At 36.9% G+C, this 16,870-nt stretch carries 11 protein-coding genes; 2 read left to right on the top strand and 9 right to left on the bottom strand.

Annotation, left to right across the window (positions count from 1 at the left end; all coding sequences use genetic code 11):
• The 5 genes from IEV85_RS22060 to IEV85_RS22045 all read right to left on the bottom strand — a co-directional run.
• On the bottom strand, positions 1-2,938 hold a 2,938-nt coding region (locus IEV85_RS22060; protein ID WP_188467442.1), incomplete at its 3' end, for a BspA family leucine-rich repeat surface protein.
• Between the two features lie 1,063 nt (positions 2,939-4,001).
• Complete coding sequence (locus tag IEV85_RS22055; RefSeq protein WP_188467441.1) at positions 4,002-4,334, bottom strand: hypothetical protein; 333 nt, start codon at positions 4,332-4,334, stop codon at positions 4,002-4,004.
• A gap of 280 nt (positions 4,335-4,614) precedes the next feature.
• On the bottom strand, positions 4,615-4,740 hold the full coding sequence (locus IEV85_RS25135) for a hypothetical protein (protein ID WP_262892165.1): 126 nt from the start codon (positions 4,738-4,740) through the stop codon (positions 4,615-4,617).
• A gap of 462 nt (positions 4,741-5,202) precedes the next feature.
• On the bottom strand, positions 5,203-7,239 hold the full coding sequence (locus IEV85_RS22050) for a carboxy terminal-processing peptidase (RefSeq protein WP_188467440.1): 2,037 nt from the start codon (positions 7,237-7,239) through the stop codon (positions 5,203-5,205).
• 97 nt (positions 7,240-7,336) lie between these two features.
• Positions 7,337-8,665 (bottom strand): serine hydrolase domain-containing protein, encoded by a 1,329-nt coding sequence (locus IEV85_RS22045; protein WP_188467439.1) that lies wholly within the window; start codon positions 8,663-8,665, stop codon positions 7,337-7,339.
• Positions 8,666-8,854: 189 nt separating this feature from the next.
• On the opposite strand from IEV85_RS22045, the gene IEV85_RS22040 reads away from it, so the two are divergent.
• Entirely contained in the window at positions 8,855-10,015 is a 1,161-nt protein-coding gene (locus IEV85_RS22040) for a lycopene cyclase family protein (protein WP_188467438.1), read from the top strand.
• Between the two features lie 164 nt (positions 10,016-10,179).
• On the opposite strand, the gene IEV85_RS22035 is transcribed toward IEV85_RS22040, so the two are convergent.
• Positions 10,180-11,391 carry an ATP-binding protein gene (locus tag IEV85_RS22035; RefSeq protein WP_188467437.1) on the bottom strand — a complete coding sequence of 404 codons (1,212 nt, stop codon included), beginning with the start codon at positions 11,389-11,391 and terminating at the stop codon, positions 10,180-10,182.
• 535 nt (positions 11,392-11,926) lie between these two features.
• Between IEV85_RS22035 and IEV85_RS22030 the strand changes: the two genes are divergently transcribed.
• Positions 11,927-13,186 (top strand): PQQ-dependent sugar dehydrogenase, encoded by a 1,260-nt coding sequence (locus IEV85_RS22030; RefSeq protein WP_188467436.1) that lies wholly within the window; start codon positions 11,927-11,929, stop codon positions 13,184-13,186.
• Positions 13,187-13,270: 84 nt separating this feature from the next.
• On the opposite strand, the gene ffh is transcribed toward IEV85_RS22030, so the two are convergent.
• Genes ffh through IEV85_RS22015 form a run of 3 tightly spaced genes read right to left on the bottom strand, consistent with a single transcriptional unit; the run spans position 13,271 to position 16,869 of the window.
• Positions 13,271-14,605: a signal recognition particle protein gene (ffh, locus tag IEV85_RS22025; RefSeq protein WP_188467435.1), complete on the bottom strand. Its 1,335-nt coding sequence runs from the start codon at positions 14,603-14,605 to the stop codon at positions 13,271-13,273.
• Between the two features lie 46 nt (positions 14,606-14,651).
• Positions 14,652-15,740 carry a tetratricopeptide repeat protein gene (locus IEV85_RS22020; RefSeq protein WP_188467434.1) on the bottom strand — a complete coding sequence of 363 codons (1,089 nt, stop codon included), beginning with the start codon at positions 15,738-15,740 and terminating at the stop codon, positions 14,652-14,654.
• 13 nt (positions 15,741-15,753) lie between these two features.
• Complete coding sequence (locus IEV85_RS22015; protein WP_188467433.1) at positions 15,754-16,869, bottom strand: DEAD/DEAH box helicase; 1,116 nt, start codon at positions 16,867-16,869, stop codon at positions 15,754-15,756.
• Position 16,870 lies beyond the last annotated feature (1 nt).

Here is a 16,870-nt window from a genome sequence, read left to right as displayed (position 1 = left end):
CCCCTACAATAGTAACCCGATAATTGCCAACTGCAGGAAAAGTGAGTGTTGCATTTCCAGTGAAAGGTCCTACGGTAGCGTTAACTGCTGCATCAGTGACATCCACCCAATGGAGGTAATAATCATACCCCCCTCCATCAGTGGGAATGATGACCTGATCATCATTAGAAGTACCTGGGTTATCGGTTTTCCAGGTAGTAACGAAAGGCTTAGTCGTGCTACAGTCGTTTGTTCCGGTATTTAACCTGTCATCTGTAATGATCCATCCAAAACCTCCCTCTGCAACGGGAGTGGTTAATTTCGCACGCGCTTCTATTGCTTGAGAGCCGTATTTTAGTGGGATTCTCAAGGTTTTGTTGATAAGCGTATTGGGCGATGTGTTGTTGGTTGCCCAACCTTGAAGTGTAGCAGAATAGCTATTACAACTCATTCCCGAACCGGCCCAGGCATTATAATTTATATTAAGGTTTTCATTTAATACCCATGCACCAAGATTTTGGTCTAATGATTGAGCTCTATAAAATATATTATGCATGGTTATTACACTGCTTACATCCCATTTACCAATTGGCTGGTTAAATGAACTTGCCATATGGAACATATATGACATGTCGGTAACAAGTGAAACATTCCAATCACTAATGTCCTGATTAAAAGCACTAGCTGACCAAAACATATATGACATATCTGTTATGTGGCTGACATCCCAATGGCCAATGGCACTATTGAATGACTTAGCATCATAGAACATGCTTTTCATGGATTCTACATTACTCAGGTCTGGTGCATCAATAGCAGGTATAGATAAATTCCCACAGCCTTGAAAGGCACTTTGCATGCTTGACCAGGTAATATTCCCCCATTGTTCCACTGTTAGGATTTTATCTTTGTCACCTACATTATTAAAATAAATTCGAGGGAAGTCTCCAATAATCATTACTGTATAGATGCCAGCGGTAGTGTAGGTGTGGTCAATATTTCCGGTTACATTGCTATCTTGAGAACCATCTCCCCAAATAATCTTATAATTGTAGCCGCTACCAACTGTAGGTATAGTGATTTGCTCATTATTGGTGGTAGTTTGCCAGGTGGTGATGAAGTAATTTGATTCATTCTCATCAGTAACATTGACAGTTATATCTTTTGTACCAGTAGCACCTGAGCCGTCAGTTACAGTAACAGTAACTTCATAATCATTATTTCCATCATCATCTGATGGGTTTTCATAATCCGGACTTATTGAAAATGTCAGTACACCAGTAGAAGGGTCAATATTGAAAAGAGATGCATCAACACCACCGGTAATACTAAAGGATTGTGTATCTCCTGCATCCACATCGGTAGCTGTAATGGTAGTTACTGCCAGTGTGTTTTCCTGAACTGAAAAAGTATTTCCTGAAGTAATAACAGGTGCATCATTAACAGGGTTAACTGTAATAGTAAAAGTAACATGAGCAGTAGAATCCACTCCATTGTTGGATGTGCCACCATCATCCTTTAATACTACATCTACTGTGGCACTACCATTTGCATTATTAGCAGATGTATAAGTTAACTCACCTGTAGCATCGATTGCAGGCTGTACAGAAAATAATGCATTGTTATTATTCGTTAATATAAAACCAGGTGTTTGGGCATTTTCATTAGCAGGTCCTAAACTAATATTAGTAGCCCAGTTAATAATTGTTTGTTGTCCTGCATCTTCATTGATTGTCTGATTTGCACCCGCTGTAAAAGAAGGGGCATCATTTACAGGGTTTATGGTAATATTTACAAAAGCAGTATCAGAAAATTGGTAGATATCCCCAAGAGCTGTGGAATCAACTATAAGGTATTTTATTATATCCGTACCAACAAAATCAGCATCCGGAGTATATAGAATATTATAATTACTTAATACTTCAACAGTCCCGTTTGAAGGTGAGGTGATTATCTCTGTTCTAACTTTTGGTGATTGACTTGGATTGGAAAAAATGTCATTTGCCTTTACATTAAACTCTGAGGCAACGTCTTCAAGAATAGTTTCACTATCATCAGTTGCTTTAACATGTGGATCGTGAGCAAATGGATCACCAAAAGTTATGGCATTTCTAAGTATAGAAGTATAATTGTAAGCTGTTATGTTATAGATATCGTCAAAATGAAACAAACCATTCAAGTCCACTTCATCACCTTTTAAACGGACTTGATAATTAGAATTTATTTCAGTATCACTCAGCGTTTTATTCCAAAGCCTAAATTCAGCTACTTTCCCTCTTAAACTATTTGTGTTTCCTTCTCTGGCTCCTATGTACCAGTATTGCGAATCTGTTCCTGCAAAATTTAAAGTGAAGCCCTCAGGCAAATCCCATGTTCTTTGAAGCACCCCATTTAAATAAGCTTTCATGGTTCTGAGTGAGCCTGCAACTGTTTGCGTAATAGTTAAATGATACCAAGTGTTTGATTGCAAACCAGTAGCAAAAGGTAATTCGGGAAAGGTTCCAGGTATATTTATATAGTTATGAGCAGTTATTTCTCCATCCTGGATATATATTTGAGCTGCACTTCCATTACCAGAGGCTTTTCGCGTAAGCAAATATTGTCTGTTGCTCCCTGTCACATCTTCTGAATTGAACCACAATTCCAAGGAGAAGTTTCTTGATGTTGCTCGAATTTCACCTACATTAGAAGCAACCCTTAAATAGTCATTTCCATCCAATTCTATGTAACTGCCTAAAGATGCTTGTGGGGTGGAAGCATCTACATTCGTAGGGGTACTTTCAACTCCTCCTAATACCGATGCCACCCTATAGAAATAGAATATACCATTATCCAGATCTTCATCTAAATAATTAGTAGTACTAACATTTGCTAAGAGTGAAAAATTGCTTGAATCAGGTTCTGCCGATCGGTAAATATTATAGGTCACCCCTGCTGTCGGACTGGCTGTCCAATGCAATTCATTTTTCTTATTTAATGAAAAAATATGTAAATCAGAAGGTGAGTCCTGAGCTAAGCATTCAACTAATGAAAAAATTAGAAGAAAACTAAAGCAAAAAACTAATCTAACTATCCCGCCTGTTTTCCAATTATTATCAAAAAAAAGTAATTGAGGTTTGGGGAAAAATAATTTATAATTTTTGAAAAGCATAAATTTATTTTTGGTTGAAACTGATATTCCCTTTTAGTAAAAGGCACTGTGCTCTTGAATTAATTAAGTCATAATATTTAAATAATTATTTTTATATAAATAAGAATACTGTATTCCCTATACATGTCGTTTTTAAAATAAAAACTTCATTATTTTTCGAAATTACATTTGAAAGGTATGGAGTTGTCTAATTTTTAAAAAGAGCTAATCTTCGCTAAAAATTACACGTGTATGATCGGGTAATATTTTAATATGAAAAGTTTATCTACATTTTGTACAAATGTAATTTGAGCAAATGTTCATAAAACTGATTAATCGAATTAAATAGGGTACGAATCCTTAATTAAAACCTATATACTTCGTTTTATCTAAACCCCAATAACAAACGCTTTGATTAGTATAAAAAATAAAATGAATTATGCAATAATTCATTTTTGTGTAAAAACGCCATTTTCAAGAACAAAAGCGGTTGAATAATCAACCCTTTTGAATAAGTTACAGATAAATTAAGGCTATATAAATAATTAAGCGTTTCATTTAGCTATTTGTCTAAGTATTTTAGAAAGGTATAGGCTTGTCACCACCACAAAAGCCAGCAATTATCGTCATCCCAGAAATTTTTGGAGAGCAACGGAAAAAATTATCAGGGATCTTTTCAATGAAGTTTCATTACCTGACTTTTCTAGCATAATAGAAAAGATTGCTTCGTGGACTGACAATGACTATTTAATTGTAGGTTTATAGCAAAGCCAATTCTATAAGAAGACTTTATTTCAACATGCTGTTGGAATGAACAGATTCCCACCTCCCGATAATGATCGGCACAAGTAGCGTGGGAATCCTAGAGCTAATGGTAATTTGAGTAAAAAAACTATCTTATTGCACAGAACACCTGGGACAAAAAGATTGCCACGCTGCGCTCACAATAACCATTTGATTTTAGGTGATACTTAATTACTAAGATTGCTTCGTACCTCGCAATAACCAGTTGATTGGCATTTTTCTTTCCATCAAGATTTAAAACCAAGGCCTGTGGCTCACAGACCTTCCCCTTTTTGCTGGACTGTAAGTCGCAGACCAGTGGAAAAAAAAGACCTAAATAAGCAACACCACCACAAAAGGCAGCAATTATCGTCATCCCAGAAATTTTTGGAGAGCAACGGAAAAAATTATCAGGGATCTTTTCAATGAAATAAAATTTCATTACCGGAATTTTCTAGCATAATAGAAAAGATTGCTTTGTGCCTGGCAATGACTATTTAATTGTAGGTTTATAGCTAAGGCAATTCTATAAAAAAGACGTTATTTCAACATGCTGTTGAAATGAACAGATTCCCTTCTGCAAGGGAATGACGTTCTAATTGTAATTTGAGTAAAAAAACCTATCTTATTGCACAAATGAACAGAAAAACCAAGGTCTGTGAGCCACAGACCTTCCCCTTTTTGCTGGACTGTAAGCCGCAGACCAGTGAAAAAAAACAATCTCAATCAACAGGCACTATGATGTATTTGTCACTACCACAAAAGCCGGCAATTATCGTCATCCCCAAAATTCTTGGAGAGCAACGGAAAAAATTATCAGGGATCTTTTCAATGAAATGAAATTTCATTACCTGACTTTTCTAGCATAATAGAAAAGATTACTTTGTGCCTGGCAATGACTATTTAATTGTAGATTTATAGCAAAGGCAATTCTATAAGAAGACGTTATTTCAACATGCTGTTGAAATGGACAGATTCCCTTCTGCAAGGGAATGACGGAGCTAATTTTAATTTGAGAAAAAAACTATCTTATTGCACAGAACACCTGGGGCAAAAAGATTGCCACGCTGCGCTCGCAATAACCAGCTGATTTTAGGTGATTCATAATTTTATGCCAAATAAGCTTATCCTGCATAGGGAATTTAGAAATAGAATAGCAAGGATTCGTAATTAATAAAAAAGGCCATTAAAATTTTACTTTAATGGCCTTTTTAGTAAAGTGATAACTTTTTATTTGTGAAATAGCTTATAAAGCTTCATTTCATAGAAGTATATAATTCTTCCGGAAAGAAAAGTATGATGAACTGATTTTACCCTATTCCTAAAGCAATCAAATCTGCTAACACTACAATTCCTTCTCTTAAGTAAGGATCTTTAATTTCTCCGTCTGTATTTACTTTATTTTTAATATCAGGATCGGAAGAGATTTTTTCATTTAGCTTGTTATTGGCATTTCTTCTTTTCAATGCTTCTTCATTTTCTGCCTTACGTTTCTCCATGTTCAAACTGATTGAAGTCCGCTCCTGGTCCATAATGGCTTCATCTACATCTTGTTTAAGGCTCTTCAAGTATTCCAGGTTATTCAATCTGTCTTCATGCTTCTTATTAAGCTGAGAAACAATCTGCTCATTTAAGAAATTAGTTTTCTCAAATTTAGATGACTCAATCTGATCCCATTCTATAGCTCTTTTATAAGAACTTTCACCAAAATTCTCAGCATTGTAAGGCGAAGGCATTTTAATATCCGGCTTTACTCCTCTATGTTGTGTGCTAGAACCATTAACTCTATAATATTTTGCCAATGTTAATTTCACCTGACCTAGTTCTGTCTCTACTTTGGGCACAAATTGGTTTAAAGAGATTAGATTTTGAACTGTCCCTTTTCCGAAGGTATTTTCTCCAACAATCACTCCTCTGTTATAATCCTGTATGGCTCCTGAGAAAATTTCTGAAGCAGAAGCACTAAACCTGTTTGTTAAAACAGCCAAAGGGCCGTCATACACCATTTCAGGATCTTCATCCTCTCCTACCTCAATACTTCCATCAGAGTTTCTGATCTGTACAATTGGGCCTTTCTTGATGAATAAACCACTTAAATCAATAGCTTCCTGCAAAGAACCACCTCCATTTGAGCGCAAGTCTACCACAATCCCGTCCACCTTCTTTTCTTTCAATTCAGCAATAATTTTCTTTACATCACCAGTAGTGCTTCCATACTCCTCACCTTTTTTCATAGCCTCAAAGTCAAGATAGAAAGAAGGAATGGTAATAATTCCTATATTATATTTATTACCGTCTCTATATACCTCTTTCACCTCACTGTAAGGCACCTGTTCTTCCAGCTTAATTTTATCTCTTACTATCTTTATTTCAGATGCTTGCGTAGTAGCTACATATTTACCAGCGGGTATTATTTTTAATCTAACCAAAGTACCCTTGGGTCCACGGATAAGTTGCACTACATCATCGAGTCTCCATCCTATCACATCCACAAACTCGCCTTTTGGCCCTTGTGCCACTGCTACTATCTTATCATCAGTATTAATGAGCTTGGATTCAAAAGCAGGTCCTCCGGCCACTACTGAAGCTACTTTGGTAAAATCACCATCAGTAGTTAAAGTAGCACCAATACCTTCCAGAGACTGGCTCATTCTGATTTTGAAATTTTCGGAAGTAATGGGAGAGAAATAGCTTGTATGCGGATCAAAACTTTCAGCAAATGTATTCATATATAACTGAAATACATCTCTTGATTCATATTTACCGATGGTTTCATCTAACCTCTTATAACGCTCTTTCAGTAACCTGGTGATGGCAGTATCAGCTTTTTCCGAAAGTTTAAGATCTAATGCCTGGCTTTTGATCAGCTTTCTCCATCTGTCATTCAATTCTTCCTTACTGGATGCCCATTTTAAAGAATCGGAATTAACGATGATGGATTCATCAGTAGTAAAATCAAAATCAAATGAAAGCTCATTTTGAACAAAGTTCATTCTTTCTTCGAAACGCTGTTCAAACAGGTTGAAAATCTCATAAACAGGAAGCAGATACCCTAATTTTATATGATCATCCAATCGATCTTTAAATCGATCAAGTTCCTGCATGTCAGAGGCTAAAAAATAATGCTTATTAGCATCCAGCGTTTCTATATAGGAATCATAAATAATGGCAGACAGCTTATCATCAATAGGTATTTTCTTGTAATGATATTGGCTAAGCAATCCGGCAACCAGCCTGGCCTCCATTGCTTGCTCCTCTGTAGGCGATAATTTTGGCTCCTCTGCCTGAAAGGCAAATACTGCTGTGTTAGTAGCAAAAAAGAGCACAATTAAAAGATGTCTTAACATAAATCAGTTATTTAAATTCTCCTTAAGAAACGTAATTTAATCATTAAGTGTACGTAGCAGAGAATTTCTTTAAAAATTATTTTATAAATGGTAACAGCTATAATGTAATTGGTAAAATAGCTTTTTCAGGTCTATTTTCCCAGAAAAGGTTCTTAAATTCTTTACCTTCAAAGCTTTTAAGCGCATCATCCATCATCCACTGGATGTATTGGTTAAAGGCATACCCCATCCAAACACTTGAATTCAGGATAACAGCATAACTGTATCCATTCTCTTTTCTATACACCATACAGGAAGTTCCTGCCAGTGTACCGGTACGCTCCCAGTTTTCTCCATCAGTGGCTTTCCATCCATAAGCATCACGATAATCCTCCCCTCCTAACATTTGCTGAATACTTTCGTCAGACAGAATATTGTAAAATGAATGCCTGGGGTCTATCAAAGCTACTAACTTAACTAGCTGAGAAGCATTAGCTATCCAACCGCCTGCAGCGCCTAAAGTACTTATATCACTTCCTCCATAAGGTTTATCGCAGGCCTCATAGTTGCCATCAAAGGATGGAAACTGGTAAGCTGTAGGGTAATTATAATAATGTGATTCGAAAGGTAAACGTTCCCATTCGTAATTTCCCGCAATGCGCATCCCATAAATACCATTAGGCATTAAAATGTTTTCATTGATATAAGTTTCGTAGTTCATGCCACTTTTCTCAGCTATGATTTTGCCAAGAACCATATAGCCAAAATTGGAATATGCGTATTGAGTACCGGGTTTGTAACGCAACCACCTGTTTTGCAGCACAAAGTTGATTATGTCATCCTGAGAAGGAGGCCCGGGTAAGTCCATTGTTTTCTGGATTTTGGCAGCCTGAAACATAAAGTCTCCGTCTCTCCAGCTCCATCCGCCTCGGTGATTTAAAAGATCCGCTACAGTTATTTGCAGATGCTTCGAGTCCTTCATCTCTGTGAACTCGCTTAAAATACCTCTGGAGCCAAATACCTTATCATTTAAATTGAGTAAACCCTGTTCCTTCAATTTCATAATGCCGATAGCCGTTATTAATTTAGAGGCACTGGCAATTCTAAACAATGTTTTGGTATCCGCAGGCTTCTCTTTTTCCAGATTGGCATAACCATACCCTTTTGAGTAAATTAAGCGGTTATCTTTCATGATAGCAATGGATGCCCCCTTAATGTCCCACCTATTGAGAAATTGGTGAACGGTAGAATCAAATTCAGGCACAAATTGTGCGCTGTCCATTGTAGGAGCTGGTGCAACAATATTGAAATCAACAAAATTAAGATGATCGTAAGAGTTATCATCTGTTGAGTGGATAAAATTGGCTTCTTTGGTTGTATAGAAGGCTAAACTTAAGCTTGTAACGCCTAAAATGCTAAGCAATAAAATAATTTTCTTACTATTCAATGTTACTCCGGTTCTTTTAAATTAACATTAAGATAACTGAATTTTTTGCAAATAATAAATATTTGTTTTAACACACAAAAAAAACATAACAGAATATAATAGTCGATAGTTTATCTGCGGAATGTTTGCTGTATCAAAGAATTCATTGATCTTTAAGCAAAATTAATCATAAAAAAATTCCTTTTACTAGTGACTAAATCTGGCGCCATGTATGATTATGTGATCGGAGGAGCAGGCCTTGCAGGGCTTACCTTAGCATGGAAAATGGTAGAATCGGGCATTCTTTCCGGGAAAACTTTATTGATTATAGAGCCGGATAATAAAAGCAAAAATGACAGGACATGGAGTTTTTGGAATGAAAATGAACCCTGGTTAACTCAATTACCTACCTTAAAGAAGTGGAATGAGGCTGAAATTTGGGGACATAATTACCACAAGATCTACACATTAAATCCTTTCTCATACTACAAAATTGAAGGTAAGGAATTTTATGAATTTGCTAAATTACAGATCCAATCGTGCCCTAATATTACCTGGCTGAAGGATTCGGTTATTGGTGAAGATGCTAACAGCCAACAAGTCTTCACTCCTACTCACTCTTTCCGCTTTAAGGAGTATTTTTTCAAAAATTACTTTAATAGTTCTCTGCTCCCTTCACTTAATGGTAAGGGCAAGCACTTTATCTGGCAACATTTTCTCGGGTGGACTATCCGAACTAAAACTGAACAATTTAAGCCCGATGTTATTACCTATATGGATATGCGGGTGCCCGCAATAGAAAAAGGACTTTCTTTCGCTTATATATTGCCGACTTCAGAAACTGAAGCGCTGGTAGAGTATACTTTGTTTTCTGCAGACCTGTGGGAGAAAAATGCCTACCAAAAAGCTTTGGTAAATTATATAGAGCAAATTTTGGGTATTTCTGAATATAAAATTCTAGATGAGGAGTTTAATAAAATCCCTATGACGAATGCTGTATTTGCGAAGCGGGAAAAAAATATCATTCCTATCGGCACACTTGCAGGTACTGTGAAGCCAAGTACAGGATACTCCTTTATTCGAAATTTCCGACACGTTCAGAAAATAATCCGCTCCTTACTATCCGGCTCAGATGATTTTTCTATTGATGCCTCTCTAAGATTTAAGTTTTATGATGAAGTACTCATTAATGTACTCAAAACCGGTAAAGCTGATGGTCAGCAAGTATTTCAATTAATGTATGAACAAAACGACCTGCGGTTATTGTTTCGCTTTCTCAATGAAGAGACTAGTCTGCTGCAGGACCTAAAAATCATGAATTCAGTTCCTAAAATGCCTTTTGTAAAAGCTGTATGGGAAGAGTTGCTTTAGTTGAGTGAGTTAGTGATGAATGGTTACATTGAGTTAAATGAAATGTAACCACTAACTGTATCTGTATTTTTTTTCTTTTGAAAATACAACTCTCCTTTCGTGATAACTCCTACTAACCTTTTATTTGTATTTTGTTCAGGAGTACTATTTTTATATATCTTCCTTCAGATGGGAATGACCACCTGAAATATGGTTTCGTCCGTGGAATCAGTACTAAGCAGCTCAATGCTGCCATTGAGTTTCTTCGAAATCATTCTGCTGATATATAAACCCAAGCCCGGACCTTTTGTAACCTCCGATCCTACAAAGAAAAGACCAAATATTTTCTCCCTGTGCTCCTCTTTAATACCTAGTCCATTGTCTTTCACAATAATCTTTAGCTGTTTTTCCTCCTGCTTTACAACTACATTCACATGTTTTTCAGCTTTGCCAAGATCCGCAAATCTGATTGCATTACCAATAAGGTTCCTAAAAATCAATTGCAACAGGTTAGGATCACATAAAACAGTTCTCCTGCATTCATTGTCAATTTTGATATTAACTACCGGGTAATTTGCCTCAACTTGCAATTGCCTTAAAACACCGGATATCACCTCATCAATTTTCATTTGCTGAATGCTTACGGGCTTTGCATTAATTTCATAGACATTGCTTAGTCGCTTTAACATAGAGTCCATTTGGCTCGCAGAGTCATCCAGATGCTCCAGGTGATCAGTGATATTATTTCCTAATTTATATTCAAGGTTAATAAGGCTGCTTAACCCCTTAAATCTTGCAATAGGCCCCCGTAAGTCATGTGCAGACTTGTAAATAAAATCATCCAGTTCTTTGTTTTTCTCCAGCAGCAGGTTATTTGAAACAGATAACTCTCTTGTTCTTTCCTGCACCTGTTGATCCAGATTTCTGGCAATACTCAGGAGCTTTGCATTCTGTGTCTTAATAATTTTCTGAGCCTGGTGGAGTTTGGTTCTTTCAACATCTATCAGCTCATTCTGCGCACTAATTTCTTCAAGCGCTTCTGTCACCTCTATATTTTTTGCAAGTAATTCCTTCTGCGCAACTTCGATTTCATCCTTTTGCTCTCTTATCATGTTAAGCGCTATCTTGTAGTGCTCATTTTGATGTATAAGTTCCTGGTGTTTTTGTTCCAATACAAGGGTTCTGTCTTTCACCATTTCCTCAAGAAAATCATTGTGCTTTTTAATTCTTTTAGAACCCAAATTGATAAAGCCAAATGCCATACCCATCATCCCGATACCAAAAGTGCTCATTGTAAAATACTCAAGCATAGAATTGTTTGCTTGTACAGGTGTACCAGCTAAATAGGTTCTGGAAGGGCGGTGAGTATTCTCTATAGGAGAAATAGGCTTTTTCAACAAGAACAACGCTACAATACTCAAACATACTAATACAAGGGAATAACAAACTACTCTTCTCACAAATATAAAATTATTAAAAAAATTCTATTATAGATTAAACTGATAACAGTTAAAAATATAACTAAAAACGACTAATAATCAGTTAATTAAATTATATATTTTAAAGTGTTAATTTAATAAATAAATTATTTATTAAACAAGAAATGATTCTATTTAATTTCAAAGAAGCAAAATTATACGACTACTAAATTACATAAACATTCATTCTATTCGGCAGGTAAATTGATTTTAATCAGCTTGCCTTAAATATTTAAAGTCAGCGATTTTCAATGTAGATTACTATTCTCAATACATCTCATCAGAAACGGGAATATAGATAAAATGAAATTTCAAAATTAAAAAATAAAAGTAGGTAACTTGTTACTTTTAAGTGAGTTGAAATAGTGTATTTAATAACAATACCCTCAGATATTTCGTAAGCCTAAGTTCATAAATTGCCAATATTGGTTGATCAACTATTAGACAAAAAAATATGAAAAAATTAACAAGCCTCTCATTAATTATCTTTACAGTATTAGGTATAGGGAATATCTCTTGCGATTCTAAAGATTCATCCTCAAATCTTCAGGATACAGCTGACTCTACTGCTACAGATACAGATAGCCTATTATCTCCGGTTGAAACACGACCTCCCAATACCGATTATGAACCTGCCTTTTCAGGCCAAACCAGAGTTAATGGGGTTGCAACTGAAACTGACTATCAGGTAACGCAATTTGCTGACGGACTATCCCGACCATGGGGAATGACAAATCTGCCTGATGGTAGAATCCTGGTAACGGAAAAAGAGGGTACTATGCGTATCGTTTCAACTTCCGGAGCTGTTAGTACAGCTATTTCCGGCATTCCTTCTGTAAATAGTTCAGGACAGGGCGGACTGCTTGATGTGGCCATAGATCCGGACTTTAGCAATAACAGAATAGTCTATTGGTCTTTTTCACAAGATGGAAGCAACGGAACTGCCACTGCGGTAGCCAAAGGAAAATTGGCAGAAGATGAATCCAGCATTGAAAACGCGGAGGTTATTTATACTGCTATTCCAGAATTTGAAAGTGCTTTGCATTATGGCTCACGCCTGGAATGGGACGGAGAAGGAAATCTTTTTGTTAGTACAGGAGAGCGATCAGATATAGAATCCAGGCCTGAGGCACAGGAGTTAGATGCCGCATTGGGTAAGGTACTCCGTATTACCACAGAAGGTGAGCCGGCAGAAGGCAATCCATTCATAGGACAAGATAATGTATTACCGGAAATCTATTCCTATGGCCATAGAAATGTACAAGGACTTGCTACACATCCAGTTACTGGAGATTTGTGGGAAGCGGAATTTGGCCCAAAAGGAGGAGATGAAGTAAATCTGATTAAGCCGGGTAAAGATTATGGTTGGCCCACTATTTCATATGGTATTGAATATTCAGGTGGACCTATAGGTCAGGGCATCACTCAACAGGAAGGTATGGAACAACCAATATATTATTGGGATCCTGTAGTGTCGCCGAGCGGTATTACATTTTATTCCGGAAATATGATCAGCGAATGGTCTAACAATTTGTTTTTAGCAGGGCTGAGTGGTCAGCATATAGTAAGGTTAGTGATAGAGGATGAGCGTGTAATCGGTGAAGAGCGTTTACTGAAAGATGAAAATCAGCGTTTTAGGGATGTGCTGGAAGGAAAAGATGGTGCTTTATATGCAATCACTGACAGCGGAAGAATGTACCGAATAGGTCTATAATAGGTCTATAATAGTTCTTGAGGGTATTTTTTAGAATAAAGCGGAGTTAAAAGATGAAAAATCATTTAACTCCGCTTTTATACTTTATTTGGCTCCAAATGGGTTAAAACCCGCAAGCCCGCGCTTAGTACCACTCATTTTATTCATGGTCTTCATCATTTTGCGCATATCTTTAAATTGCTTTAACAAATTATTGATTTCCTGAACAGAAGTACCACTACCATTAGCTATTCTCTGCTTTCTACTAGCATTCATTAGCTCAGGATTACTCCTCTCTTCTTTAGTCATTGATCGGATAATTGCTTCAACAGGTTTAAAAGCATCATCATCAATATCCAAATCCTTTATTTGCTTACCCATACCAGGGAGCATACCTAAGAGGTCTTTGATATTTCCCATTTTCTTAATCTGCTGAAGCTGGGAAAGGAAATCTTCAAAATCGAATTGGTTTTTTCTTATCTTTTTCGATAATCTGCTAGCCTCTTCCTCATCAAAAGTTGCCTGTGCTTTTTCCACCAAAGAGACCACATCCCCCATACCAAGGATTCGCTGAGCCATCCTATCAGGATAGAACAGATCTATAGCATCCATCTTCTCACCGGTGCTGACAAATTTAATTGGTTTATCAACTACAGTTCTGATAGACAGGGCAGCTCCCCCACGGGTATCACCATCCAACTTGGTTAAAACAACACCATCGAAGTTTAAACGCTCATTAAATGTTTTTGCAGTGTTAACTGCATCTTGTCCTGTCATGGAGTCCACCACAAATAAGGTTTCAGAAGGATTAAGTGCTTTCTTTAAAGCCTCAATTTCCTGCATCATTGTTTCGTCCACTGCTAAACGACCGGCAGTATCAATAATTACGACACTTTTCCCGTTGTTTTTAGCGTATTTGATGGCATTCCCGGCAATTTCAACTGCATTTTTATTATCAGGTTCAGCATACACTTCTACTCCAATTTGCTCTCCTAACACTTTTAACTGATCGATAGCTGCAGGTCTGTATATATCACAGGCAGCTACTAAAACCTGTTTTCCTTGTTTTTTTAATCTTTTGGCCAATTTACCGGTAAAGGTAGTTTTACCAGAACCCTGTAAACCAGAAATCAGAATGGTAGAAGGTGAGCCTTGTATGTTAATATCCTCCTGCTTCTCTCCCATCATTTTAGAGAGTTCTTCCTGGGTAATTTTAATAAGAAGTTGTCCCGGAGAAACGGAAATTAATACATCTCTTCCTAATGCTTCCTGCTTAATTTTATCGGTTACTTCCTTGGCTACCTTAAAGTTAACGTCAGCATCTACCAAAGCCCTGCGAATTTCCTTCACAGTGGTGGCTACGTTTACTTCTGTAATTTGTCCCTGACCTTTCAGGGTTTTAAATGCGCGGTCTAATTTATAACTAAGATTATCAAACATATCGTTATCCTAAAATTTGAGGCAAAAATAAGAAATTTATTAAGGTTTACATGGCAATCTCCTGACAGAATTTCTCATAAGCTTCTATCCCCTGCTTCTCACCTAAAGAAGTAGAGGTTTGATAGTACTCACAAGCAAGCTCTTTTTGACTGTTAAGCCTATAAGCTTCTGCAAGGTAAAAATTGGCTGAAGAGAGATACTCGTTCTTTTTTAGGGCTTCTTTCAATTGCCGAATGGCTTCAGTGTAGTCACCTTTTTTAAGAGCAAGAATACCCAGGTTTCTGTAAACATATGGATTACGTTCATCAATAGATATGCTCTGCCTTAAGTCTCTTTCAGCTTTCTCATAATCGCCTGACATAGTGAGGATAAAGCCTCTGTTGTTCAAGAAATAAGGCTGAAATTTATCATAGCTAATCGCCTTATTGACAGATTCAAGTGCTCCGGAATAATTCTCTTTTTCAGTCTGGATTAAGGCCAATAAATTCCAGGCATTGGCTTCACCTTCATTTTTCTTCAGCGCGGAGAGTGTATACTTTTCAGCCTGTCCATATTCCTGCTGATAATAATATACAATACCAATATTGGCAAAAATCTCAGCATTAGTGCTATCCATTGAGGCTGCCCACATGAAAGCTTTCTTGGCTTCTTCATACTTTTTCAGCCCTACAAGGGAAAGCCCTTTCGCAAGATATACAAAAGCTGAATCTTCATAACTATTCATTACCGGCTCCAGATCATCTAAAGCTCTATAATATTCACCGGCATCATAAAAAGCATTACTTCGGTTGTAATAAGCTCTGGTGTAATCAGGTTGAAGCATAAGGGCTTTATCAAAAGCATGGATTGCTTCATAAGTATTGCCATTCTTGTAGAGAGCGACTCCTAAGGCATTCCAAGCTGAAGCATTTTCAGCAACCAGCTCTGTAGCATCTTCAAAAAGTTCAATACTGCGTTCGACATTATTAGCTTCAAGCTCCAGATAGCCTTTTTGAATGAGTTTTTGCTGTCTTTGTTCCCTGGATGCACAGCTTCCAAACAAAACAAATACAAAAAGAAATACAACTAACTTTATTAAATTTAATTTATCACTTGAAACTTCTTTCAACAACATTTCAGATAAGGTTTTATTCATGTACTTCCTTAAATCAAGAAAATGGAACCTTTTTCATTTTAATTCCCAGTTCCGATTCAATTTTTTGAATCTGGCTTAAATCATTTTTGGTAGCAAAGGCCATACTGATTCCTTGTTTTCCGGCTCTGGCTGTTCGGCCACTTCGATGGATGTAGTAATCCAGTTGCCTGGGAATTTCAAAGTGCACCACGAAAGCTAAATCTGCAATATCTATTCCTCTGGCTGCTACATCCGTAGCAATCAATAAATTTAGTTTACTTCCTTTAAATGCTCTAAGCATTTTATCCCGCTCCTTCTGTTGCATGTCTCCTTCCAGAATACCTACCGATTGTTTTCTGGCTTGAAGTTGTTCGTAAAGTGATCGGGCAGAAGCCTTTGTATTACAGAAAATTACCCCTCTTTCACTTTTCTGTGTTTTTAGGAAATACTGTAAAATACTCAACTTTTCATCTTTATCACACGGAACAAACTGATGGTTAATGTTTTCGTTAACAATCTCGTTTCCTGATGTTTGAATATACTTGGCGTCAGGGTCTAAATACTTCTTTATTAAGTACTTGATGTCTGTAGGAATGGTAGCTGAAAACAACCATACGTTCTTTTTATGAGGCATGGATTGGAATATAAACTCCAAATCCTTTTTGAAGCCCATACTAAGCATTTCATCCGCTTCATCAAGTACCAGGGTGCTTGCCTGCCTGATGTCTACCGCTTTTCTTCTTATCAGATCAGTTAACCTACCGGGGGTAGCTACTAAAATATGAGTAGGTCTACGCAAAGCCTGAATCTGTCGTTCAATCTTTGCTCCTCCAAATACTGCTTCAGTATATATTTTGTCAGTATACTTAGTAAATTTAAAAAGCTGCTTAGCTAATTGCTGACAAAGCTCTCTTGTCGGAGCAATAATAACAGCCTGAATCTTCTCCCCTTTTACATTGATATGTTGTAAAATAGGAAGACCGAAAGCGGCTGTCTTACCTGTTCCTGTCTGGGCCTGGGCTACTAAATCACCAGCATTAGTAAGTAAATAAGGTATAACAGCTTTCTGTATTTTAGTGGGTTCTTTAATATTCATTTCATCCAAGCCCTGTATAAGCTTGTCTGAAATCCCCAATTCTTTAAATGACATC

Source organism: Marivirga lumbricoides (genome assembly GCF_014636295.1).
GTDB classification, from domain to species: Bacteria; Bacteroidota; Bacteroidia; order Cytophagales; family Cyclobacteriaceae; genus Marivirga; species Marivirga lumbricoides.
Note: the sequence above shows the minus strand (reverse complement) of the source record. Positions and strands in the feature narration are given on the sequence as shown.